A 23,157-nucleotide genomic window follows, 5' to 3' on the forward strand; every position below is an offset into this window, starting at 1 on the left:
TCGGCCTTCACATGGGCCAGCAGCTGGCGCCGCACCGTCCGCGCATCGGCCGCCGCCGGCTCGCGCGGCGCACTGGCCGACAGGAGCTTTTGCAGCTCGCTTTCCTCCAGCACTTGGCGCACGGTGCGCCCGATGCGATTGACGTAGTTCGCCCCCACCGGCAGGTCGTGCGCCGCGAGCCAGGCCAGCAGGCGCGCATGGCTGCTGCCGTCGAAGCCTTCGCAATGCGCGAATATCCGGCGCAGGCCCGAGCCGGCCTTTTCGACGAACTCCTCGAACTGCGCCTGCACCGGCCCGTCGCATTCGCCCACGAAGGCCAGGTACAGCGGCGGCACCTTGGGCCACGGCAGGCCGAAGGCCTCGAGGTCGGCCGTCGTCGCATCGTCCAGCAGCGCGAAGCGCGCAAAGTGCAGCCGCTCGAAGAACCCGAACGGCAGCAGCGCGTTCTCCGGGTCGGCCATGCCGGGGCGCCCGTTCATGGTGTCCAGCAGCAGGCGCAGCGACGCCTCGCGGCCCGGGGCCACCACGGCAACGACGGTGAATGGCGATTGGGGTGTCACCGCATCGCCGGCGCCGCGGCCCGCCCGTCAGAACTCCAGGCAGAAGTCGATCAGCCGCTCCTTGCCCCAGTACACCTTGCCGAGGTAGAAGTCGGGGCCGATCAGCCGTATCTCGTCGCGGATGTACTTGGCCGCCAGCGAGGTGTCGGAATAGTCGAGCACGATGCATTCCTTGCCGTCGAGCCAGCTTTCGCCCTTGTAGACCTTGGCCACGATCGCCTGGAAGCCGAAGAACAGCACCTTGTTCTTGAGCAGGCCCTTCTCCGCGTCGAACACCTTTCCCTGCCAGCCGAACACGTTGATGATCTGCGCGATGTGCTCCGAGTACACGGTGCCCGGCGCGACGATGGCGGTGCCCTTGGCCTCGCCGTTCGGAATGTCGCCGGCCGGGCTGGCCTTGAACAGGTCGTCGAGTTGCTCCTGCGTCATCGCCATCAGCTGCTGCACGTCGTAGGCCATGGATTTCTCCTCTTCCATCGTTGCTTGCTGCCGCCGATGTGCGGCGCGAAAAAGTGTCGATCAGCCCCCCGGGGGCGTCAATTTGCCTAAAGGCGAGTGCCGTGCGCCGACGGCATTGGCCTAAAGGCCACCCGGCTGGGTGTGGCCCGCCGATGTCGGCATGCCGCGCGCCGTGGCCAGCACCATGTCCGCGGCCTTCTCGGCCAGCATGAAGATGGCCGCTGCAATGAAGAAGCCCGGTATGCGCGGAAAGGCCGAGGCATCCACCACCCGCAGGCGCGAGGTGCCGTGCACCTGCAGCGTGCTGTCGAGCACGCCACCCTGCGCCTTCGGTCCGATGGGACAGGTGCAGCTCGCATGGTGGCCCCAGGCGGTGTCGCGCACGAACTGCGCAAGCGCCTCGTCGCTCTTCACCTGCGGGCCCGGCTGCAGCTCCTGCGCGATCCAGCCGCTTTCGATCAGCGGTTCGGTGAGCCCCCGCAGCGCGCGGATGGCCTCGACCATGGCGCGCAGGTCGTCTTCCGAGCCCGGGCTGCCTTCCTCGAAGTGGGCGAAATCCACCAGCGGCGTGTCGAGCGGATCGGCGGAGCGAAGCCGCACGCTGCCCGCGCGATTGCGCGTGCGGCCCTTGAGCACGGCCCAGCTCAGGTGGTCGTCATGCCCGCTGATGAGCTTGGAGAAGCCCGGAAAATACCCCTCGAAGCGTGCGAGCAGGGCCATGCAGAACAGGTCGGGTTCCGGCGTGGCGGCTGCGGACGAGCGGCTCACCACGCCCACCGCCGCGCCATTGGAGCCGTACATGCCCTCGCCTGCGCGCTTCCACTGCTTCCACAAGGCGTCGCCGCGCTTCCAGCGCGCGCCTTCGAGCACCTCCCAGGGCCGGCTCATGCGATGGGTCAGCGCGACCTCGTAGCGGTCTTGCAGATTGCGGCCCACGCCCGGCAGATCCACCTGCACGTCGATGCCGTGCGCCCGCAACTCGCGCGCCGGCCCGATGCCCGAGAGCATGAGCAGTTGCGGCGTGTTGAAGGCGCCGCCGCAGAGAATCACCTCCCGCTGGGCATGCACCTCGCGGCGGGTGCCGGGCCTGTCGCTGGGCACGGGGTGGGCCCGATAGAGCCGGGCACCCTTGAGGTATTCCACGCCGCTGGCGGCACCGCGCGCGTCGAACAGCACCCGGGTGGCGAGCGCATCCAGTTCGATGTGCAGGTTGTGCGGAAAGCGACGTGCCACATCCAGCAGCCGCTCGCGCACCGCGCTGCGGCGATGGCCGTCGGTGGACAGCGGCGTGTAGCAGATGCCCTCGAAGCTGCCGCCGCCCCGGCGCCTGGAGTTGGGGTCGCCCAGGCCGTTGCGCAGCCAGCGCCAGGCGCTGAGCAGCGGCGTGGGCAACTTGCGTGTGAAGCTGCGCGCGGTGCCCAGCACCAGGCGCATCAGGCCGTCGTCGTGCACCACGGACAGGGGCATGGACTTTTCCGTGCGCAGCCAGCCCTTCCAGCCGTGGCCGGTCGGGTCCAGCCCCAGGTGGTGCAGGATTCGCCACACCGGGCGATGCCCGCAGTTCTCGATGCGCTGCGCATAGCGGCGCATGTATTCGGCCCGCCAGGACAGGTCGCCGGTCATGCGCGCGATCTCGTTCCAGTCGGCATCGTGCGGCGGCATGAAGATCATGGCGTTGTGCACCGTGCAGCCGCCCAGCGCCGCGGCGCGCGGGTAGAGCACGCCCTGCCCCGGCCGGTACTTCGGGTCGCGCGCCTGCTGCGCTTCGTCGCTGTAGTGGCGCACATGGAAGTCCCAGGCCAGCGCAGGGTTCTCGCAGGCAAAGGCGTGGAAGGCCGGCACCGCGCAATCGTCGGGCATGCGCTCGGCCGACTGCGGATCGCCGCCCGCCTCGAGCAGGAACACGCGCATGCCTTCTTCCGCCAGCCGCGCGGCCAGCACGCCGCCGCCGGCGCCCGAGCCCACGATCACATAGTCCCAGTCGAGCCCCGTTTCGACGACTGCCATGAAGAGCGGGAGGCCGTCAGAAGGTCTTGACGAAGGCGATCAGCGCGCGCTTGTCCGCATCGCTCAGCTCCGGCTCCTTGCCGAAGGACTTCTCGTCCGCCGACAGCCCGTCCTGCCGGTTGAACTCCGCCGTGCCGAAGTAGTGGCCGCGGTTGACCACGAAGTCGGGGCACTTGCTGAGCGCCAGCATGGGCTCGCGCAGGTCGGTGAAGTGCTGGCGCAGCTGGGCATCGGTGGCGTCCTTGGGGGCGGTGAGCAGGTTGGCCTTGAGCCGCAGCGCCAGTGCGCTGATGCGGGCCAGGTGCTCGGCCTTGTCGCCGATGTCGCCCTCCTCCGCGCGCAGCTTGAGGTTGGACAGGATGGCAATGGGCACGCCCTTGGGCACGGGGCCCAGCACCACGTCCCCGCCTTCGGAGAACAGCTGCGGCAGCCAGCGGTGCAGCTTGCCCTGCAGCGGCCGCAGGCCTTCGGGCACGAAGCCGACCGGAATCACCACTTCGCTGCGTTCGGTGGTGCGGTCGATGGTGCCGTTGACCTTGGCGCCCAGTTCGGGGTCGCGCTCGCGCTTCTCGGGCCACAGCATCTGCTCGATCGATGCGTCGAACACCTTCATGCGCGCATCGACCGACGGATTGATGTCGAAAGGCCCGACCGTGTTGTTCAGCAGGAACGGCGCGGTGGACCAGGCGCTGATGAGCGACGGCACCCGCGTGTAGCCCCGCCCGCCCGCCGGCATGGCGTAGGCGAAGGACTGGCCGGTGAACGGGTCGGACAGCGTCACCGTGCCCACCGAGGGCAGCGACTTGTAGGTGCTGGACGAGAAGTTGTCCCAGATATTGCCGCCCAGCGCATTGGTGGCCAGCGGGCTGCAGACGTTGGTGCGCAGCAGCGTGGCAGGAATGCGCACGTCGGTCGACAGGTAGTTGTTCTCCAGGAAGTCCGGCGCGGCCACGATGCCGCGCATCTGGTGCTTGTAGTCGTCCGTCTGCGTCCAGGCCCAGTACTTCTTGAAGCAGTCCAGGTAGCCGGGGCCCGAGCACTGGGGCGCGGTGACCTCCACCGGCGGCTTGGGCGCCTTGCTCGAATGGCAGCGGGCGCAGGTGTCGGCGAACACCTGCTTGCCCTTGTCCAGCGTGGCCGCGTCGGCCTGCAGGTAGCGGGCGCCGCCGGGCGCGTCTTTCAGCCGATCCGGCCGCGCCGCCTTCAGGAAGAACAGCGCCGTGGCCGGCGTGCCCGCCTCGGTGGCCTGCCAGTAGCTGGAGTTCTTCTGCGCATCGGCAATCTGGATCGGCGTGATGGTCTTGCCGCCCACCACCGCGTTGAAGTGCAGCAGCCATTCCTCGCTGAACAGGCCGATGTTGAGGTACACGCGGTTGAGCGCGCCCAGCAGGCCCACCGAATCGGCCCCGTCCTTGAGCACGTGCGGCGTGCGCACGGTCTGGTCCTTCGGGTCGTAGAAGTCCAGCAGCGGGCCGCTGTTGGTGAAATCCTGGAACTGCTTGTTGTCGCGCTCGCCGCCGGCCAGCTTCTCGTGGCCCAGGCGCCTGGCCAGTTCCATGCGCTGCGGAAACTCGTACACCGCGTTCATGGTGCGCGGGTTGTTGATCGAGTCGGTGGACACCAGCGAGGTGTCCATGGAGCCGGGCCTGAAGGTATGGGCCAGCTGGTACATGAAGTTGCGCCGGCCTTCGGGCTTGTTCGCGTTGAAGATGAAGAGCCGGTCCACCCACATGTACTGTGCGCCCACGGACGAACTCAGGTTCTCGAACTTCGGGTTCTCCGGATCGGCCGGCGGCTTGGACGGGCTGGGGCCGATGTGGCAGAAGCCGCAGCTCATGCCCACGCGGTAGGGGCGCACCAGGTCCTTGCGGTTGTAGTAGCTCGGGTCGGTGTAGTAGCGCTCGGCGTCCCATTCTTTGGCGGCTTTCTCGTCGAAGTCCGGGTTGGGAAAGAGGCGCAGGCCGGCAATGCCGGTGCCGTAGCCGTAGTAGGAACCCACGGGCTGCGTGGTGCCGTCGCCCAGCGCCTTGCCGCGCGCGCCGATCTTCACGCCGGGGTACTTCTGCTCGTTCTCGAAGGGGTCCGCCGCGCAGTCCTTGCTGCGCACGTCCAGCCACAGGCCGCGCCGGTCCTTCGAAGGGCCGGTGGCCTTGTCGAAGCACGGCTCGTTCACCAGGCCGAAGTAGTTCCAGCGGTTGACGCGCGAATAGCCCAGGCTGGGGTGCGAGCTCACGATCTTCAGCAGGTCGAAGGCGCCGAAGGTGTAGTCGGTCATCTTCGTCCAGAAGCGGTCGTTGCCGCCGCTCCAGACCAGCCACATGTTCCGCCCGCGCACCTCGTCAGGCGTGAGGGCGATGCCGCCGTCCATGTCCTTGAAGTAGTCCTCGTCGGCCTGCGGAAACGAGGCCCCGTTGCGCCCCGCCAGGCGTGCTTCGTCGAGCACCTTGCCTGGCTGGGGCTCGTCCTTGCCGGAGCAGCCGGCCAGGATGGCACCGAGCAACAGCACCATCGAAGAGGCCAACGGCGCCAGCCGGGCCGGCGCGCTCGTACGACAAGTCATTGCCACTCCTCTCCTCTGCCGCCTTCGGGCGGCATCCAGAAATGCCGGCGAAGTTTGGGCGCGCGCCTGGGCCTTGGCTATTGGCCATGCGCGATAACGCGAAGGTGGTAGCGGCGAAGGGTGTGCGGGAAATCAGTCGTTGCTGCGCTCGCAGCGGCGCGAGTTGACCAGGCAGGCGGCGTAGTCCGGGTCGTGCTTGAGCAGGAACATGGCACGAGCCGCCACCGCGGTGTCGGCAAAGTCGCTGAACAGGCCGTCGACGCCGGCCTCGTAGAAGGCCAGGTACTCGTTGATGGGGTTGCCTGCAAAGCTGCCCGTCAGGCGCTTCTGCTCGTTGCGGAAGGTGTAGGGGTGCACCAGCAGGCCCGCGCGGTGGGCGTTGGCGATGACGGGCGTGACGGGCAGCAGCACGCGGTCGCGCTCGTCCACCGCGCCGTCGCCGGTCACGTCGGCGCAGGCGCCGTTCTGGATCGTCTTGCAGGCGCTGGGAATGAGGTAGGGCTTCCAGGGGCCGATGCCGTCGGCATAGCCGCGCACTTCCTGCAGGCCGGCCGGCGTGAGCAGGTCGGCGAAGGTGCCGGCCCGGTTGGACACCACCCAGTCGTAGGGCTTGTCGTAGGGTGCGGTCAGGTCCATCGTGCCGTCGGGCTTGACGTCGTTGGCATCCACCAGCTGGACCAGCCGCACGCTGGTCTTGCTGCGCAGGTAGCGCAGGTTGGCCGTCTCGAAGGACTGGATGAACACCGGCGCACTGCGGTGGTTCCAGCCCGCGGCACTCAGCACGCGCAGCAGGCGGTCTTCCAGCGGCAGGCCGATGCCCTGGTGGTAGGTCGGGTGCTTGGTTTCGGGGTAGATGCCGATGCGCCGGCCCTCTTCGCGCGACTTGCGCTTGGCCAGCTCGATCACCTCGGCCAGCGTGGGGATCTGGAACCTGCCGTTGAAGGACTGGTCGCGGTCGGCCAGCGGCTGCACGGCGCGCAGCTGCTTGATCTCGGCCAGGGTGAAGTCGCTGGCGAAGAACCCGTCCGTGGGCACGCCGTCGATCATGACGGTGCGCCGGCGCGAGGCGAACTGCGGCAGGTCCTTGACGTTGGTGGTGTCGATCAGGTTGGGTTCGTGCCGGGCGATGAGCTCGCCGTCCTTGGTGGCCACCAGGTCGGGCTCGATGTAGTCGGCGCCCAGCTCGATGCCCAGCGCATAGGTCTCCAGCGTGTGGTCGGGCAGGTAGCCGCTGGCGCCGCCGCGGTGGCCGATCACCAGCGGCGCATTCTCGGCGCGGCGCCGGCCGCGTTGTTCCTCGTCATGCGCCGCCGCCGGCAGCGCGGCTGCCAGCATCAGGCCCATGCCCAGCATCGCCAGGCCCAGCTTCTTCTTGGTCGTTGTCGTCACAGCACGCATGCTTCGTCTCCTCTGTTGGTTGGACGCGCGGCCGAAGGTAGGGGCCGCCCATGACAGGTCCGTGACCGACCAACAAGGGCCGGCGCGCGGACAGGCTCAGCTGCGCGAGACGTCGACCACCACGCGGCCGCGGATCTTCCCTTCCAGGATGTCCCGCCCCGCCTGCAACGCCTCGCCCAGCGAGATTTCGCGCGTGATGGCATCGAGCTTGGCCAGGTCCAGGTCGCGCGCCAGGCGCTGCCAGGCCTCTCGCCGCAGAGGCAGCGGCGCCATCACGCTGTCGATGCCGTACAAGGTGATGCCGCGCAGGATGAAGGGCGCGACGCTCGCCGGAAAGTCCATGCCCTGCGCCAGGCCGCAGGCGGCCACGGCGCCGCGGTAGCGGGTGGTGGCGCAGGCATTGGCCAGGGTGTGGCTGCCCACCGCATCCACCACGCCGGCCCAGCGCTCCTTGCCCAGCGGCTTGCCGGGCGAAGACAGCTCGGCGCGGTCGATGACCTCGGCCGCCCCGAGCTGCTTGAGGAATTCGGCCTCGCCCAGGCGCCCGGTGGACGCCACCACGCGATAGCCCAGCCTGGCCAGCAGCGAGATGGCCACGGTGCCCACGCCGCCGTTGGCCCCGGTGACCAGGATGTCGCCGTCGTTCGGCCGGATGCCGTGCTTCTCCAGCGCCATGACGCACAGCATGGCCGTATAGCCGGCCGTGCCGATGGCCATGGCCTGCCGCGCCGACAGGCCGTCGGGCAGCGGCACGAGCCAGTCGCCCTTGACGCGGGCCAGCTGCCCCAGGCCGCCGCTGTGGCCTTCGCCCACGCCCCAGCCGTTGAGCACCACGCGGTCGCCGGGCTTCCAGTCGGGGTGGGTGCTTTGCTCCACCACGCCGGAGAAGTCGATGCCGGCCACCAGCGGAAACTTGCGCACCACGGGCGCCTTGCCGGTGATGGCCAGCCCGTCCTTGTAGTTGACGGTGGAGTACTGCACGCCCACCGTCACGTCGCCCTCGGGCAGCGCATCGTCGGACAGGGCGCGCTGCTCGGCGCGGTAGCGTCCGCTGTCGTCCTTGTCGATCACGATTGCCTGGAAAGTCATCTTGCTTGTCTCTTCCTTGGTGTTGCACGCGTGCGAGCCGACGCCAGACGGCCGCGAAGGCGCTATTGAAGCATCTTGCGGCGCTTTGCGGCAGGTGGCTTGGCCGGCGATGCCAGTTCCGCCTGGTGCTCGAAGGCCGCCTGGACGATGGGCCGGGCCCATTCGGGCGTGGCATTGAGCGCCTCGCGGTCCTTGGGGCCCGGGTAGGTGACGTGGCCGCGCACGGTCTCCAGCAGCAGCACGGGGTCGGGAATGGGCTTGCCCGGCGCGGCCTGCGCACTGTTGTCGAACACCTGCAGCCGCGCCAGGTGCGGCAGCAGGCGCACCAGGTTCAGGCGCGATGCCTTCCAGCGCTCCTGGATCTTGGCCTGCGGGATGTCGTGGCCGCCGACGGCCACCCGCTCCTTCACGCGCCGCATGTGCAGCTCGACCGAGGCCAGGCCGCAGAACAGCATGACCACGTCGTGGGTGCGCGCCGCTTGCGCCAGCATGTCGGGAATGGTGCGGGCGCCCAGGGTGGTTTCGAAGGCGAAGTTGCGGCCCTCGGCCATGGCGGCCTCGAGCTGCGCGCGGCCATGTTCCCAGGCCCTGGCATTGGCCTCGCCGATGGGCAGGCCCAGCAGCGCGACCAGCTCGCGCGCATAACTGTCGGGGTTGTACCAGCCGAGGCCGTGATCGGCGAGCAAGGCGCCGCCGACCGAACTCTTGCCCGCGCCGTTGACGCCGGCCAGCACGAAGATGAAGGGCCGCTCCTTGGCCGGTGCCGTTGGCATTCAGTGCTTGAGTGCGCGAGCTTCAGTGCGTGGCGCCGGCCTTGGGCCGCTTGCTGCCCAGCTTACCCCTGGACTCGAAGAGCGACCCCACCCGCGCAGCCGCGCCGGGCTGCTGCAGGCTGGCCAGCCGTGCGTCGAAGCGCTCGGCCAGTTCGTCGAGCACCGATTGCTCGCGCGCCTGCAGCGCCGCCAGGCTTTCTGTGAGCTGCTGGTAGGTGGCGGCATCGAGCAGCACCATTTCGACCGACGAGTGGTTGGTGATGGCCACGCTGCCGCTTTGCCGCACCTGGCGCACCACCTCGCCCCACTTGTTCTTGACCTGCGACGCGTTCTGGCGCGGCAGGTCGTCGATGCTGATGAGCGGGCTGGACATGGGCGACTCCTTCAGGGCTGTATGACGGCATTATGGCAAAAATAGCCATATTTGCCAATTGGGCTAGGAAGCCCCCTGCCCTCCGCCGGCATCGGCCTTCTTGCCGATGAGCAGCCAGGCGGCCAGTGCACTCAGCAACGCCAGCGCGGCACTGGCGAGCATGATCCACCGAAAACCCGACACGTAGGCTGCGCGGATCTGCTCCCGCAATGCGTCGGCCGCCGCGCCATCCATGCCCGGCGGCAGCGCCGCCTCCGCCAGCCGCGCGCGCTGGCCGGAGAGGAATTGGACAACCTCCGGCGGCGCGTCCAGCTGCCGCAGGCCCGCATCCAGCCGCGCACCGAAGGCCCGGGCCATGAGCAGGCCGAACACCGCAATGGCGAGCACCGCCGCCACGCGCGACACCGCGTTGTTCACGCCCGAGGCCACGCCCGCCGCGTCGGTGCCCACCGCGTTCATCACCGTGGTGGTGAGCGGCGCGATGGTGATCGCCATGCCCAGGCCCAGCACCACCACGGCGGGGAAGAAGCCCGTCCAGTAGCTGGCGCCGGTTCCGGGCACCGCGAACAGCGCAAAGCCCACCGCCGCCACGGCCGGCCCGACCACCAGCGGCAGCCGCGCGCCGACCTGGTCCGCCAGCTGCCCCGTCCAGCGCGACAGCGCGAACAGGATCAGGATGAAAGGCAGCAGCGCCCCGCCCGCCGCCGTGGCCGAGTAGCCCTGCACCTGGATCAGGTTGAGCGGGAAGAAATACAGCCCGCCGCCCAGCGCCGCATACAGCAGCAGGGTCAGCAGGTTCGCCCCGCTGAAGTCGCTGCTGCGAAAGAACGAGAGCGGCAGCATGGGCGAGCGCGCCCGCCGTTCCTGGCCGATTTCCCAGGCCACGAAGGCGATGCCCGCCGCCGCGCCGACGACCAGGGCCGCCAGCACCGCCGAGGCGCCCCACCCCTGCGAAGGCGCCTCGATGAAGGCATAGACCACGCCGCCCAAGGCCAGCGTCGCCAGCAGCGCGCCCAGCCAATCGAGCGGCGCGTCGGCCTCGCCGCCATGGCTTTCCGGCACGTGCCAGGCCGTGATCGCCAGCACCAGCAGCGCCAGCGGCACGTTCACCAGGAAGGCCCAGATCCATGAGTAGTGGTCCACCAGGAAGCCGCCGATCACCGGCCCGACCGCCGCCGTGATGCCGCTGAAGCCCGACCAGGTGCCGATGGCCTTGCCCCGCTCCTTCTCATTGAAGTTCGCGCTGATCAGCGCCAGGCTGCCCGGCACCAGCAAGGCCCCGCCCACGCCCTGCACCGCCCGCGCCGCGATGAGCTGCTGCACGCTGCCCGCCAGCGCGCAGCCCACCGATGCGCCGGCGAACAGCGCCACGCCCAGCGCGAACACCTTGCGCCGCCCGAAGCGGTCGCCCATGGAGCCGCCCACCAGCAGCAGCGCCGCCAGGAACAAGGCATAGGACTCCACCACCCACTGGGCCTGGAAGGCGGTGGCATCGAGTTCGCGCTGGATGGCCGGCAGCGCCACGTTGACCACCGTGCCGTCGACGAAGGCCATGCTCGACCCGATGATCGCGGCCGCCAGCACCCAGGGCTTGGCCGCCGGCGGACATCCCGTTGCCGGCCGGCCCGCTGCGATCACCGCATCGTCGCAAGGAGGCCTGCCGATCTGGGACATGGTGTGTCTACGTGTGCGTGGCCGTTGCGGCACCCAGCGGTGCCTGGCGCAGGCGCAAGGTACTGAACACGGCCGCACAGCTCGCGCAAGCCGCAGCGAGCCACAGGGCGATGGCCGGCCCGGTGGCCGCATGCGGCGACCAGATGCCGAAGACGATCGCCAGCACCACGGCCCCCAGCGTCTGCCCGGTGAGCCGCGCCGTGCCCAGCATGCCGCTGGCGGCACCGGCACGATGCGCCGGCGGCGAACTCACGATGGTATGGTTGTTGGGCGACTGGAACAGGCCGAAGCCCGCGCCGCACAGCGCCATGCGCCAGGCAATGTCGATGTTGGACGGGTCCTGCGGCAGCAAGGCCAGCGCGACCAGCCCCGAGGCCATCAGGCCCAGGCCGAGGCCGCCCAGCGCGCCGTCGGGGTAGCGGCCGATGAGCCGGCCGGCCAGCGGCGCCATCACCACGATGGCCAGCGGCCAGGCGGTGATGAGCAGACCGGCCTGCACGTGCGTGCGTCCGTACACGTCCAGGAGCAGGAACGGCAGCGCGATGTAGGCCAGCATCTGCGCGCAGAAAGCCATGACCGAGGTGCACATCGACAGCGCGAACACGGGAATGCGCAGCAGGTCCACCGGGAACAACGGCATCGCCTGGCGCCGCTGGCGCTGCATGTAGAACACGCCCACCAGCACGCCGGCCGCCAGCAGCCCCCAGGCCACCACGGGCGTGCCATGCGCTGCGCCGTCGCGCACGCCCAGCCCGTCGGCGCCGATGAAGAAGAGCGAGAACATCAGCACGTTCAGCCCCACGTCCAGCGCCGAGAAGCGAACGCCGGAGCCCTTGGATACGTTGTGCGGCAGCGCCTTCATGCCCAGGGCCAGCACCAGCAGGCCCAGCGGCACGTTCAGCGCGAACAGCCACGGCCACGACGCCACCGACAGGATGGCCGCCGCCACCGAAGGCCCCGCCACCGACGACGCCGCCACCACCACGGAGTTCTTGGCGATGTTGCGCCCCAGTTCCGCAGCCGGATAGGTCAGCCGCACCAGCGCCGCGTTGACGCTCATGATGCCGGCCGCGCCCAGTCCCTGCAGTGCGCGCGCGACGATCAGCATGGTCAGCGAACTGGAGAAGGTGGCCACCACGGAAGACACGGTGAACAGCGTCATGCCCACCAGGTACACCCGTCGGTAGCCCACCTTGTCGCCCAGCGCCGCCAGCGGCAGCAGCATGACCAGCGTGGCGATCTGGTAGGCGTTGACGACCCAGATGGCGGCCGAGGGGCTGGCCTTGAGTTCCTGCGCAATGCCCGGCAGCGCCAGGTTGACGATGGTGCCGTCGAGCACCGCGACCGCGATGCCCAGCAGGATCACGATCATCGAGCGCGTGCGCTGCGGCTGCGGCAGCCCGTCCTGCACCGTCGGCTCGGGCTGCGTCTGCGTCATGAGCGAACCGCCAGCACCGCGCCGCGGCCGCTGCCCAGGGTCATCCAGGTGAGCACCAGCGCGATGCCGGCGCCCAGCGTCATGCCCGACACCATGGCAATGGGCGAGCCGTTGGTGAACACGGCGATGGTGCTCATCATCAGCGCGCCAGTGAGCATCTGCAACGTGCCCATCAGGGCCGACGCAGTGCCGGCGATGGCGCCATGTGCCTCCAGCGACAGCACGCCGGTGGTGGGAATCACGAAGCCCATGAAGGCGCTGGCGATGAAGTACAGGGCCATGAGCACGCGGTAGTCGTCGCCGCCGGCCAGGAAGTAGCCCATCAGTGCCACCATCACCATGCCGCAGGCCAGCGCCGCGCCCCGCACCAGCGGCACCAGGCCGAACCGCTCGCCCAGGGCGCCGGTGAACTGCGAGGCGCCGATGAAGCCGGCCGCATTCACGCCGAAGGCCAGGCTGTACTGCGTGGGTGTGAAGCCGTAGTGATCGATGAACACGAAGGACGAATTGGCCAGGTAGACGAAGAAGCCGCTCATGGCAAAGCCGCCGATGAACACCAGGCCCAGGTAGTGCGGATCGCGCAGCAGCACCCCGTAGGCGCGCAGCGCGCCGCCCAGGGTGCTGTCGAGCCGGTCCTTGGCCTCGCGCGTTTCGCGCAGCATGAAGCCGACCGTGACCAGGCCCACGAGGCCGGCCACCGCCACCACCCAGAACACGCCGCGCCAGCTCGACAGCGCGATGACGCCGCTGCCCGCCAGCGGCGCCAGGATCGGCGAGACACTGAACACCAGCATGAGCAGCGACATGAGCCGCGCGGCATCGGTGCCGGTGTGCAGGTCGCGCACCACCGCGCGCGGAATGGCCATGCCCGCCGCGGCGCCCAGGCCCTGCACGAAGCGCAGCGGCACCAGCGCCTCGACGCTGGTGGCCATGGCGCAGCCCACGCTGGCCGCCACGAACAGGGCCAGGCCGAAATACAGCGGCGGCTTGCGGCCCACCATGTCCGACACCGGGCCGTACAGCAGTTGCCCGACACCCAGGGCCAGGAAGAAAACGGTCAGGCTCATCTGCACCGCGCCGATGTCCGCGCGCAGGTCCGCGCCAATGGCCGGCAGCGCCGGCAGGTACATGTCGATGGCAAATGGCCCGATGGCCGAGATCAGGCCCAGGACGAGGGCCATGCGCAAGAGGCGGGAAGTCATTCGGCCGATTGTCGCAAGGCCTCGAAAATCCTGCTGGTTCGGGTCTTCGCACATTGCTTCGCGCGTTGCGCAGGCCGAGTGCAGGCATCGCTTCATCATGGCCGCACGTCACACCGAGCCCGACATGATGAATATCTCCAGGCTTCTGAATCCCGTCCCGTCGACTCCGGCAACAGGAGTCGAAGGTGGCGAGCCAACCCGCAACAAGCCATTTTCGGCGTCGCTGCGAACCAGCCTGGATGCATTCGACGAAAAGACAAGAAAGCGTCCTCCCGGCACGACGTTGAACCGGGTGGACCGGCGTTCGCCCAAGCGCATTGCCGCGCAGGGCTTCCATGCCTTGGGCAAGGAAGTGGACTTGATCAAGCACAAGCTCGCCGACCACGTGGAGCCGTGGGATCCCAAGTCCGGTCTGCCGAAGCCCGACAACCTCGAGGAGATTTTCGGGACCGCGAGCGGGTATGTGTCCACCACCAGGGACAGAGATGTGGCGCTCGACTTCGCAGCCGAGCAGCGGATTCCAGGTGAGCGTTGGTTCCTGTACACCCTGAAGGATCAGCCCCAAGGTGTCGACGTCGAAAAGAACATCCGGGCGTCGATCGAGGGGCTCCCCGCGCGCATCGAGAAGCTGATGGAGCATTGGCGCAACAAGGCAGAGGCTGCAGGCGTTAACGCCGAGGACCGGCAAACCGTCGCAGACATTCTCGAGTACGCCACGGAGTACCGCGGCTTGCCCGAAGAGCTGCGAGAGATGATGCCGCCGGAACTGCCTCCTGCCGCCAGCGCGGCGGCGCACGCGTTGCTGCAGGCGGCCATCAGAATTGGCAGGCAGTCTCAAGACCTGGAGGTCGCCGCATCTCTCGCCCACGAAAAGGAGATTGCGGTCCCTGTGCAAATCCGTCCGCACGACATCCTCTGCGCTGCCGAACTCGATGCGAAAGGCGATCCGGGCAAGATGGTCTACCGGAACGAGTCTGCGATCGAATCCCTGCTGGCGAAACCACGCAGCCGAGTGCCAACCCCGTCGAGGCCTGCTACCGAATCGCCGAAGCCGGTGCCGCTCGAATTCCCCGCCCATGGACTGCCGAGTTCCGGCACGCAGGGGAATCCGGCGTAGTTGCGCCATCGCATCGCCATGAACATTCCTCCCAAGCCAACCGGGCAGCCCGCCGCCCTTCACCCCATCGTTGCAGGCCAGGCTTCCAAGGCCGCGGCACCTGCGGGCGGCGGTTTGCACGCGCCGCAGGCGGGACCGAGCACGCCCCACAAAACTGGAAGTCCCGGTTCGAGTTCATCCAAGGCACCGGGTCAGTTGCAGTCCCTGAACAAGGCGCTGAAGCCGCTCGCGCTGCGCTACCGGGGCGATACACGCGACCCCTTCGAGGCAGGCGTCTTCAAGGAAGGACTTACCGCGAAAGGTCGCGGGCAGGACTTGCTGAACCATGTGATTGCCAAGGTGCCGAATGAACACGACGAGAACAAGCTCAAGCGCCTGAGCGCCTTCGTCGCGACCTCGACGGATCCGGCCGTATCCACGAGCTTTGCTCTCCGGGGCAGTGATACAGGCTACCTGTACCAGATCCGCTATCACGGGCAAGGCGAAGATCTGCCCAAATACCTGAATGAGCGGCATGCGGCGGTTGCAGCAAGCGTTGATGAATGCAAGGAAGAACTCAAGCGCCTGCACCAGGAGTCGCTGAAACTCCTGGGGCCCTTCACGCACCTCGACCAACTGCCCGACGCCTTGAAGGGCAAAGCCGGCCTTCTCCAGCTACGAGTGCAGCAGGCAAAGGACCGATACGAAACCAAGTCCGCCCTTCTATCGGAAATCAAGCGTGCGAAAGGGTTTGCCGCCGACGAGGCCGAAACCCCCATCAAGGACAAGATCGACCCGCAGGACATCGTGGGCATTCAACTGGTCCGACCCGCCCCTGTCAAAGGCGAGGCACTGCTGACGCCGATCTACCAAGCGCCGTCGAAATCCGTCGTCCATCGCACAGAACCAGAGCCACCAGCAAGTGCAGCCCGCGCGGGCACGGTTCCGCCGAATTTCTCTCCACGGAAACCAAGCTAGCCGAGGGTCAGTCAGGCACCTGGGTTTGCCGAAACTCCTCGCGGGAAAACAGCGGCATGCTCGCGCTGTTGATGGCTTCCGCTTCCGCGCCCTCCACCGCCAGCATGCGCAGCTTGACGTGCGTGCCGCCATGGGCCGAGAAGCCACCCGGCTTGCCGCCCGCCGCCAGCACGCGGTGGCAGGGCACCACCGGTGCGAAGGGGTTCAGCCCCAGTGCCTGGCCCACGGCCCGTGCCAGGCTCTTGTCGCCCAGTTCGGCAGCCACGTCGCCGTAGGTGCGGGTCTCGCCGGGCGGGATGCGGCGCGTGAGTTCGTAGACGCGGCGATGGAAATCCGAAACGCCGTGCCAGTCCAGCCCCACGTCGCCCAGGTCGTCGATGCCGCCGGTCAGCAAGTGCGTGATGCGCGCCATGGCGGCCTTCACATCCGGCGGCGGCGTGCATTCGTGCAGCAGCGGAAAGCGCTTGCGCATGCGGGCGCGGGTGGCCGCGCTGTCGACCTCGGGGAGCTGGACACCCACGATGCCGCGCGCGCCCCAGGCAATGCCGCATTGGCCGTATCGGGTGTCGAAGAGAGCGAAGCCTTCGGTATTCATCGTCATGCTGCTCACACCTTCTTATTCGCGGGACGAGGCGCGCCACCGCTGGGGCCGCGCTTGGGAGCCAGGCTCCGCGCGCGGCAGTGAATGCGCCTCGCGCAGGTCCACATGGCCACTGAGGTAGTCGAGAACGGCCCGCACGCGGGCCGGCAGCCGGCCGCCTTTTCCGAGATAGACGGCATGGATCGGTTCGAGCTCGTGCGGGTTGTACTCCTCCAGCACCGGAACAAGCAAGCCCGCCTCGATATCACCCCGGACATGAAAGAGGGAAAGCCGCCCCAGCCCCACCCCGTCCAGCACCAGGCGACGCAGGCTTTCGCCGTCGCTGGCGCGCACCGTGCCGGCAATGGGTACGTCCACCTGGCGGCCGTCCACCAGCAAGGGCCAGTCGGGGTTCATGCGCCGGTAGCTGTTACCCAGGCGGTTGTGGAGCAGCAGCTCCTGCGGCGTGCGCGGCGTGCCGTAACGGGCCAGGTAGTCGGGCGACGCCAGGATGGCCAGGCCGGTTTCGCCGAGCTTGCGCGCCACCAGGTCGGAGGGCGGCAGCCGGCCCCAGCGGATGGCGATGTCGGCGCGCTCGTCCATCAGGTCCACCACCCGGTCGGTGAGGTCGATGTCGAGCTGGATCTGCGGGTACCGGGCCAGCAGGGGCTTGACCAGCGGCAGCAGCAGGCGCCGGCCCACGGCGATGCTGGCGTTGATGCTGACCCGCCCGCGCGGCGTGCCGTCGGCCGCGGCGCTGCGCTCGGCCTCGTCCAGGTCGGCCAGCACGCGCACGCCGCGCTCGTAGTACAGCTGCCCCTCGGGGGTGAGCTGCAGCTTTCGGGTGGAACGGTGCAGCAGCCGCGTGCCCAGGCGTGCTTCCAGCCGCGACATGAGCTTGCTCACGGCCGAAGGCGTCATGCCCAGCACGGCGGCAGCGGCGGAAAAGCTGCCCCGGTCCACCACCTGGACGAAGGCTTCCATGTCGCCGGATCGGTTGAGCTCGGTGCGTGGCATGGCGGGTGATTCGTGACTTCAATTCATGAAATCTGGTCCAGGCGGCATTCTAGTCACGAGCGCCCAGCGCCTTCACAGTACGGGGCATCATGCCAATTGCCCTTCTTGCCCTGACCGCCGGTGCCTTTGGCATCGGCACCACCGAGTTCGTCATCATGGGCCTGCTGATGCAGGTCTCGGCGGACCTCCATGTCTCCATCGCCACCGCCGGTTTGCTGATCTCGGGCTATGCGCTCGGGGTGGCGGTCGGCGCGCCCGTGCTCACCATCGCCACCCGGTCGCTGCCGCGCAAGACGGTGCTGCTGGCGCTGATGGCGGTCTTCACGCTGGGCAACATCGCCTGTGCAGTGGCGCCGAGCTACGAGAGTCTGATGGCCGCCCGCGTGCTGACCTCGCTGGCCCACGGCACCTTCTTTGGCGTGGGTTCGGTGGTCGCCACCGGCCTGGTGCCGGCGGACAAGCGCGCCTCGGCCATCGCAATCATGTTCACCGGCCTCACGGCGGCCACGCTGCTGGGCGTGCCGGCCGGCGCCTGGCTGGGGCTGCACCATGGCTGGCGCGCCACCTTCTGGGCAGTCGCCGTCGTGGGCGTGATGGCCTTCGTGGTGCTCGCCATCTTCGTGCCGCGCGACGGCCAGCAGAAGACTGCGCCCGTGGCCCTGCGCGACGAGCTGGCCGTGCTGGCCCGCCCGCAGGTGCTGCTGGGCCTGGCGATCACCGTCTTCGGCTTTGCCGGCGTGTTCGCCCTGTTCACCTACATCCAGCCGCTGCTCACCCGCGTGGCCGGCCTGCCGGAAGCGGCCGTGTCCCCGGCCCTGCTGCTCATGGGCGGCGGGCTGGCGGTGGGCAACATCCTGGGCGGCAAGCTGGCGGACCGCGCGCTCATGCCCGCCCTGCTCGGCAGCCTGGCCGCACTGATCCTGGTACTGCTGGCCATGCCCCTGGCCATGCACAGCGCGCTGGGCGCCATGGTTTTCGTGGCGGTGCTGGGCGTGGTGTGCTTCGCCACCGTGGCGCCGATGCAGATGCGCGTGCTCGACAAGGCGGCCGGCGCCGGCCAGAACCTGGCGTCCAGCCTCAACATCGCGGCCTTCAACCTGGGCAATGCCCTGGGCGCCTGGGCCGGCGGCCTGGCCATCAGCCGGGGGCCCGGCCTCACCTCGCTGGGCTGGGTGGCGGCCCTGCTCACCGTGGCGGGCCTGGCCATTGCGCTGCTGAGCCGCAGCCTGGACCGGGGCACGCCCAGCGAAGCGTGCACGGCGGCAGCATGACCTGCCCGGCTGCTGCTTGATTTTGGCGACGGCCATGGCCACACTCCCCGGTCATGGCCATCGCACATGCAATCTCAGGTGAAGTGCTGGACCTGCTGGCCCCCGGCCAGCCGGACACCGCTGACAAGACCATTGCAATCTTCAAGGCCCCCGACCTGGAGGTGATGCGACTCGTACTGCCTGCCGGCAAACGCATGCCTGACCACAGCGTGAGCGGCTCGATCACCGTGCAATGCCTACGCGGCAAGGTCGATCTGCTGCTGCCCGGAAAGACCAGCACGCTGGCCGCCGGGCAGTTCACCTACCTGGCCGGCGGCGTGATGCATGGGCTGTATGCGCCCGAAAACGCGGAAGTGCTGGTGACGCTGGTCGTTCCGGCAATGGGCGGTAGGCCGTAGGAGGCACGTCATGACCTTCCACAAACTCCGTATCGCGGCAATCTGCGCGGGGCTCCTCTCTCTGCTGATACTTGTATTCAGCCCGCCAGTCCGGGCGCAGCCTGCCGGCCAGCTTCAGCTTTCATGTATCGGCAACGCGACCACCTACTACTCACCCGGCTTGCTGGCCACGCCACGGGAAATCAGCACCACCTGGACGGACAACTACACCTCCTGCCTGCCCAATGCCAGCAATATCGGCTCCGGCGTCACCAACGGCTCGGCCGTCACCACTATTTCCTGCACCTCTCTCTTGGGCCAGCAGACGGCCGGCTCCCAGCGCATCGACTGGAACAACAACACCTACAGCATCATGTCGTGGGCTGCCAACGATGTGAGCATTACGGGAACCCCTGCCGTCCAGATCTATACCGTCAATGCAACCGTCACCGCCGGCGCATTTCTGGGCGCCAGGGTCACAGAGGTCATTGTCCTGGCTACGCCAAATCTTCTCGGCTGCCTGTCTGAACCCGGCGTCATCACGACCGAGGGGTCGATCACGCTACTGGTTCAGTCCTTGCTCTAAAGTTTTTTGACCCGGCGGCCCTCAGCCCGCTTCGCGTGCCCGGCGCCAGGCGCCCGGCGGCTGCCCGACGAAGCGCTTGAAGGCGCGCGAGAAGGCGGCCTCCGATTCGTAACCCACCTCCAGGGCAATGGACGCCACGCCGGCCTGGCTTTCCAGCAGCATCCGTGAAGCCGCCTGCATGCGCCACTGGGTGAGGTACTGCATGGGCGCCACGCCCACGACCTCGACGAAGCGGTCATGCAGCGCCGAGCGCGACAGCCCCACCTGCTGCCCCAGCTCATCGAGCGTCCAGGGCCGCTCCGGCTGCTCGTGCATCAACGCCAGCACCCGACCGACGAAACGGTCGCGCAGGCCCGCGAGCCAGCCGGTGCCGTGCTCGGGCTGCTGGTCGGCGAAGCGGCGCACGGCGTCGACGAACATCATTTCGCTCATGCGCGCCAGCATGGCCTCGCCGCCCGGTCGACGGGCATGCGATTCGGCCACGGCCTGGCGCACGAAGGATGCGATCCAGCTGTCCTCGCCGTCGGCGCGCAGATGCATCAGCCTCGGCAGCGCCTCGACCAGCGGATTGAACGGCCGCAGGTCGCACCCCAGGAAGCCGCAGACGATGGCGGTGTCGGCCGTGTCGTAGGGCGCCGAATCCGGCGGCATGGAAATGGTGCTGCCGCTGTAGGCCAAGCGCAGCGGCAGCGGCTGGCCGCGCACGCCGGCGAACCAGTCCATGTCGAGATTGCCGCGCAGGCCCGGCGCGCTGGACACGACATGCGCGTCCCCACGCGGAAACATCACCACGTCGCCCGCATTCAGCTGCACGACCGGCCCGTCCGGAATGCCGGCCCAGCAGGTGCCCCGCACTACCGCGTGGTACTCCACCACGTGGTCCACGCCGCGCATGAGCAGCGGCGCGAGCGTGCTGCCGGCCGGCGCCTCGGCCGCCCAGTCGCTGTTGCCGCTGATGTTGAAGAAGACCGCCCCGCGCAGCCGGACGCCGCGCAGCACGTCGGACAGGATGTCCAGGCCCATGGCCGTGCTTTTCAGGCGCGATGCGCACGCTCGGGCAAGCCGGGCGGACGAACGGTCATCTGGCCCCGGTCTGCGGGCTCAAGCGCGGACGCTCGGGCAAACCGGGACGCCGATCGGTCAAGTGCGCAAGGCCATGCGCTCGAACAATGAACGGACCGGCCGCAACCGGCATCCCGCCACCGTGTGTTCCGTCCGTTGTTCATTCAAGGAGTCCCTCATGCAATCCCTGAACTACCTTACGCTGGACAAGGATGTCCGGCAAGTGCGTCCGGCCGACGTCCAGGCCCTGGCGGAGCGCATCAGCGGCGGCGTGATCACCGCGGCGGATGCGGCCTACGAAGAAGCGCGAAAAATCTGGAATGCCGGCGTCGACCGGCGTCCGGCGCTGATCGCGCGCTGCATGAACGAGGCCGACGTGCAGGCGGCCCTCGCATTCGCCCGGGCGCAGCGCATGCTGGTGAGCGTGCGCGGCGGCGGGCACCACATTGCCGGCAATGCCGTGGGCGAAGGCGCGCTGGTGCTGGACATGTCTGGCATGCGCGGGGTCGAGGTGGATGCCGCACGGCGCACCGCACGCGTGCAGCCGGGCGCCCTGCTGGGCGACTTCGACCGCGCGGCGCAGGCGCACGGGCTGGCCACGCCGCTGGGCATCAACTCCACCACCGGCGTGGCCGGCCTCACCCTGGGCGGCGGCTTCGGCTGGCTGTCGCGCAAGTACGGGCTGAGCGTCGACAACCTGACCGGCGCGACCGTGGTGACGCCGGACGGCCAGGTGCGCACGGCCTCGGCGCAATCCGAGCCGGAGCTGTTCTGGGCCATCCGCGGGGGCGGCGGCAACTTCGGCGTGGTCACGGCATTCGACTTCCGGCTGCATCCGGTCGGGCCGGAGGTGTACGCCGGGCTGGTGGTCTACCCCTTCGCCCAGGCCGCGAAGGTGCTGCGGGCGTGGCGCGACTTCACCACCGAGGCGCCGGACGAGCTCAGTGTGTGGACGGTGCTGCGCAAGGCGCCGCCGCTGCCCTTCCTGCCCGCCTCGTCGCATGGGCAGGACGTGGTGGTGTTCGCGCTGATGCACTGCGGCAGCGTGGAAGCCGGCGAACGTGCCGCCGCCCCGGTGCTGCAGTTCGGCGACATGCTGGGCAGCCACCTGGGCCCCACGCCCTACGCGGGCTTCCAGACCGCCTTCGATCCGCTGCTGGCGCCCGGCTCGCGCAACTACTGGAAGTCGCACAACTTCAGCCGCATCGACGACGCGGCGCTGGACCGCATGATGGAAGCCGCCACCAGTGCGCCGGGGCCCGAGTGCGAGATCTTCGTCGCCCAGCTCGGCGGCGCCATGGGTCGGGTCGGCGCGGCCGAGACGCCCTTTGTCGGGCGCGACGCGCGCTACATCATGAACGTGCACGGCCGCTGGGCGGACCCCGCCGACGACGCCAAGGTGCGCGACTGGGCGCGCCGCACCTTCACCCAGCTCGCGCCGCACGCCACCGGCAACGGCTACGTCAACTTCCTGACCGAGGACGAAGGCGAGCGCGTGGCAGCCAGCTACGGCCAGAACTACGCCAGGCTGCAGCAGGCCAAGCGCCGCTTCGACCCGGACAACATGCTGCGGCTGAACCTCAACATCGAGCCGGCAGCGGCACCCGCCGGCAAGGGGGCGTCGTGACACGGACAGATGCCGCCGGACTGGCGGTCAGCGGCGCCACGCCGCGCGCACAGGAAATCTACGAAAGCGCGCTGGCCGCCTTTCTCGGCTGGCGCCGGACGGCCGACCACCCGCTCGCCAGCGCAACGCACGAGGCGCCGGGCTTCGTGATGGCGCATGTGCTTGAGGCCTGGCGCCTCCTGTGCAGCCGCGACCGGGCCATCGCGCATTCGGCGCAAGCCGTGGCCAAGCGCGCCGCGGCCCTGCCGGCCGACCCGCGCGAGCGGATGCACCTGGGCGCCATCGGCGCGGTGCTCGCCGACGACTACGAGGGCGCACGCCGCCGGCTGGGCGAACTGCTGCGGCATCACCCGCGCGATGCGCTGGCCCTGCAGGTGGCCCACACGCTGGACCACCTGATGGGCGACACGAAGATGCTGCTCGGGCGCGTCGCGTCCGTGCTGCCGGCCTGGTCGCCGAGCCTCCCAGGCTACTACGCGGTGCGCGCCATGCATGCCTTCGGCCTGCTCGAATCGGGCCGGTACGCGCGCGCCGAAGAGGCCGCATCGGAAGTGCTCGCGCACGACGCGCTGGATGCGCGCACCCACCACACCATGGCGCACCTGTTCGAGATGACGGAGCGCGCCGAGGCCGGCGCGCGCTGGATGAGCCAGCATGCCGTGGCCTGGAGCGACGGCAGCGTGGCCGCCGTTCATTGCTGGTGGCACCTGGCGCTGTTCCAGCTGGCGCGCGGCCGCTTCGACAGCGTGCTGCAGCTGTACGACCAGCGCCTGCGCGGCGATCGCTCGACCCACGTGGCCGACCTGATCGACGCCAGCTCGCTGCTGTGGCGGACCGAGCTGGCCGGCGCCGACCCGGGCCAGCGCTGGCAGGAACTGGCCGACGCCTGGGCGCCGCGCATCGACGACGCCTTCTGCAGCTTCAGCGACATCCATGCGATGCTGGCCTTCGTCGGGGCGCGCGACTGGGCACGCGCCGGCCGGCTGGAGGCCGCGCTGCTGCAAGCCCGCGCCACCCCGACCCGGCACGG

The 23,157-nt window shown here is 69.0% G+C and carries 21 protein-coding genes; 7 read left to right on the forward strand and 14 right to left on the reverse strand.

Annotation, left to right across the window (positions count from 1 at the left end):
• From VSO01S_RS20335 to VSO01S_RS20385, 11 genes are all read right to left on the reverse strand, one after another.
• Positions 1–560, reverse strand: a 560-nt coding sequence (locus VSO01S_RS20335) for a hypothetical protein (protein WP_218002368.1), incomplete at its 3' end; no start/stop codon positions are given.
• 27 nt (positions 561–587) lie between these two features.
• Complete coding sequence (locus VSO01S_RS20340; RefSeq protein ID WP_068644629.1) at positions 588–1,019, reverse strand: hypothetical protein; 432 nt, start codon at positions 1,017–1,019, stop codon at positions 588–590.
• Positions 1,020–1,139: 120 nt separating this feature from the next.
• Positions 1,140–3,026: a GMC family oxidoreductase gene (locus VSO01S_RS20345; protein ID WP_068644630.1), complete on the reverse strand. Its 1,887-nt coding sequence runs from the start codon at positions 3,024–3,026 to the stop codon at positions 1,140–1,142.
• A gap of 16 nt (positions 3,027–3,042) precedes the next feature.
• Positions 3,043–5,586 carry a hypothetical protein gene (locus tag VSO01S_RS20350; protein WP_245684270.1) on the reverse strand — a complete coding sequence of 848 codons (2,544 nt, stop codon included), beginning with the start codon at positions 5,584–5,586 and terminating at the stop codon, positions 3,043–3,045.
• Between the two features lie 132 nt (positions 5,587–5,718).
• The gene (locus VSO01S_RS20355) at positions 5,719–6,984 is read right to left on the reverse strand and encodes a glycerophosphodiester phosphodiesterase (protein WP_068644632.1); all 1,266 of its coding nucleotides are present in this window, start codon (positions 6,982–6,984) and stop codon (positions 5,719–5,721) included.
• Between the two features lie 96 nt (positions 6,985–7,080).
• Positions 7,081–8,073, reverse strand: coding sequence for an acrylyl-CoA reductase (NADPH) (gene acuI / locus VSO01S_RS20360; protein WP_068644633.1), 993 nt, complete (start codon positions 8,071–8,073; stop codon positions 7,081–7,083).
• 62 nt (positions 8,074–8,135) lie between these two features.
• Positions 8,136–8,846, reverse strand: a complete 711-nt coding sequence (locus tag VSO01S_RS20365) for an ATPase (RefSeq protein WP_068644634.1) — start codon at positions 8,844–8,846, stop codon at positions 8,136–8,138.
• Positions 8,847–8,868: 22 nt separating this feature from the next.
• Positions 8,869–9,219, reverse strand: a complete 351-nt coding sequence (locus VSO01S_RS20370) for a type II toxin-antitoxin system prevent-host-death family antitoxin (protein ID WP_068644635.1) — start codon at positions 9,217–9,219, stop codon at positions 8,869–8,871.
• Between the two features lie 63 nt (positions 9,220–9,282).
• Positions 9,283–10,893 (reverse strand): MFS transporter, encoded by a 1,611-nt coding sequence (locus VSO01S_RS20375; protein ID WP_068644636.1) that lies wholly within the window; start codon positions 10,891–10,893, stop codon positions 9,283–9,285.
• A 7-nt stretch (positions 10,894–10,900) separates the two neighbouring features.
• Positions 10,901–12,331, reverse strand: a complete 1,431-nt coding sequence (locus tag VSO01S_RS20380; protein ID WP_068644637.1) for an MFS transporter — start codon at positions 12,329–12,331, stop codon at positions 10,901–10,903.
• The gene (locus VSO01S_RS20385) at positions 12,328–13,533 is read right to left on the reverse strand and encodes a multidrug effflux MFS transporter (protein WP_245684271.1); all 1,206 of its coding nucleotides are present in this window, start codon (positions 13,531–13,533) and stop codon (positions 12,328–12,330) included. Before VSO01S_RS20385 ends, VSO01S_RS20380 begins: the two co-directional genes overlap by 4 nt.
• Before the next feature lie 97 nt (positions 13,534–13,630).
• Here VSO01S_RS20385 and VSO01S_RS20390 point away from each other — a divergent pair, with 97 nt between their 5' ends.
• Both VSO01S_RS20390 and VSO01S_RS20395 read left to right on the forward strand, forming a co-directional pair.
• Complete coding sequence (locus VSO01S_RS20390; RefSeq protein ID WP_153305337.1) at positions 13,631–14,650, forward strand: hypothetical protein; 1,020 nt, start codon at positions 13,631–13,633, stop codon at positions 14,648–14,650.
• 18 nt (positions 14,651–14,668) lie between these two features.
• Positions 14,669–15,607, forward strand: coding sequence for a hypothetical protein (locus tag VSO01S_RS20395; protein ID WP_153305338.1), 939 nt, complete (start codon positions 14,669–14,671; stop codon positions 15,605–15,607).
• A 7-nt stretch (positions 15,608–15,614) separates the two neighbouring features.
• Here the strand turns inward: VSO01S_RS20395 and VSO01S_RS20400 are convergent, their stop codons facing one another.
• Both VSO01S_RS20400 and VSO01S_RS20405 read right to left on the reverse strand, forming a co-directional pair.
• A complete protein-coding gene (locus VSO01S_RS20400; protein WP_084242002.1) occupies positions 15,615–16,202 on the reverse strand; it encodes a methylated-DNA--[protein]-cysteine S-methyltransferase in 588 nt (195 codons plus the stop codon).
• A 21-nt stretch (positions 16,203–16,223) separates the two neighbouring features.
• On the reverse strand, positions 16,224–17,204 hold the full coding sequence (locus tag VSO01S_RS20405; RefSeq protein ID WP_084242003.1) for a LysR family transcriptional regulator: 981 nt from the start codon (positions 17,202–17,204) through the stop codon (positions 16,224–16,226).
• An 89-nt stretch (positions 17,205–17,293) separates the two neighbouring features.
• Between VSO01S_RS20405 and VSO01S_RS20410 the strand changes: the two genes are divergently transcribed.
• Genes VSO01S_RS20410 through VSO01S_RS20420 form a run of 3 tightly spaced genes read left to right on the forward strand, consistent with a single transcriptional unit; the run spans position 17,294 to position 19,438 of the window.
• On the forward strand, positions 17,294–18,475 hold the full coding sequence (locus tag VSO01S_RS20410) for an MFS transporter (RefSeq protein WP_068644641.1): 1,182 nt from the start codon (positions 17,294–17,296) through the stop codon (positions 18,473–18,475).
• A gap of 53 nt (positions 18,476–18,528) precedes the next feature.
• Positions 18,529–18,873 carry a cupin domain-containing protein gene (locus VSO01S_RS20415; protein WP_068644642.1) on the forward strand — a complete coding sequence of 115 codons (345 nt, stop codon included), beginning with the start codon at positions 18,529–18,531 and terminating at the stop codon, positions 18,871–18,873.
• Positions 18,874–18,883: 10 nt separating this feature from the next.
• Positions 18,884–19,438, forward strand: coding sequence for a hypothetical protein (locus tag VSO01S_RS20420; RefSeq protein WP_068644643.1), 555 nt, complete (start codon positions 18,884–18,886; stop codon positions 19,436–19,438).
• Between the two features lie 21 nt (positions 19,439–19,459).
• Here VSO01S_RS20420 and VSO01S_RS20425 read toward each other — a convergent pair whose 3' ends face one another.
• The gene (locus tag VSO01S_RS20425; protein WP_068644644.1) at positions 19,460–20,461 is read right to left on the reverse strand and encodes an AraC family transcriptional regulator; all 1,002 of its coding nucleotides are present in this window, start codon (positions 20,459–20,461) and stop codon (positions 19,460–19,462) included.
• Between the two features lie 217 nt (positions 20,462–20,678).
• On the opposite strand from VSO01S_RS20425, the gene VSO01S_RS20430 reads away from it, so the two are divergent.
• Positions 20,679–22,127 (forward strand): FAD-binding oxidoreductase, encoded by a 1,449-nt coding sequence (locus VSO01S_RS20430; RefSeq protein WP_084242004.1) that lies wholly within the window; start codon positions 20,679–20,681, stop codon positions 22,125–22,127.
• Positions 22,124–23,157, forward strand: a 1,034-nt coding sequence (locus VSO01S_RS20435; protein WP_068644645.1) for a tetratricopeptide repeat protein, incomplete at its 3' end; no start/stop codon positions are given. The genes VSO01S_RS20430 and VSO01S_RS20435, both read left to right, overlap by 4 nt.

This window comes from Variovorax soli NBRC 106424, assembly GCF_001591385.1.
GTDB lineage: Bacteria > Pseudomonadota > Gammaproteobacteria > Burkholderiales > Burkholderiaceae_C > Variovorax > Variovorax soli.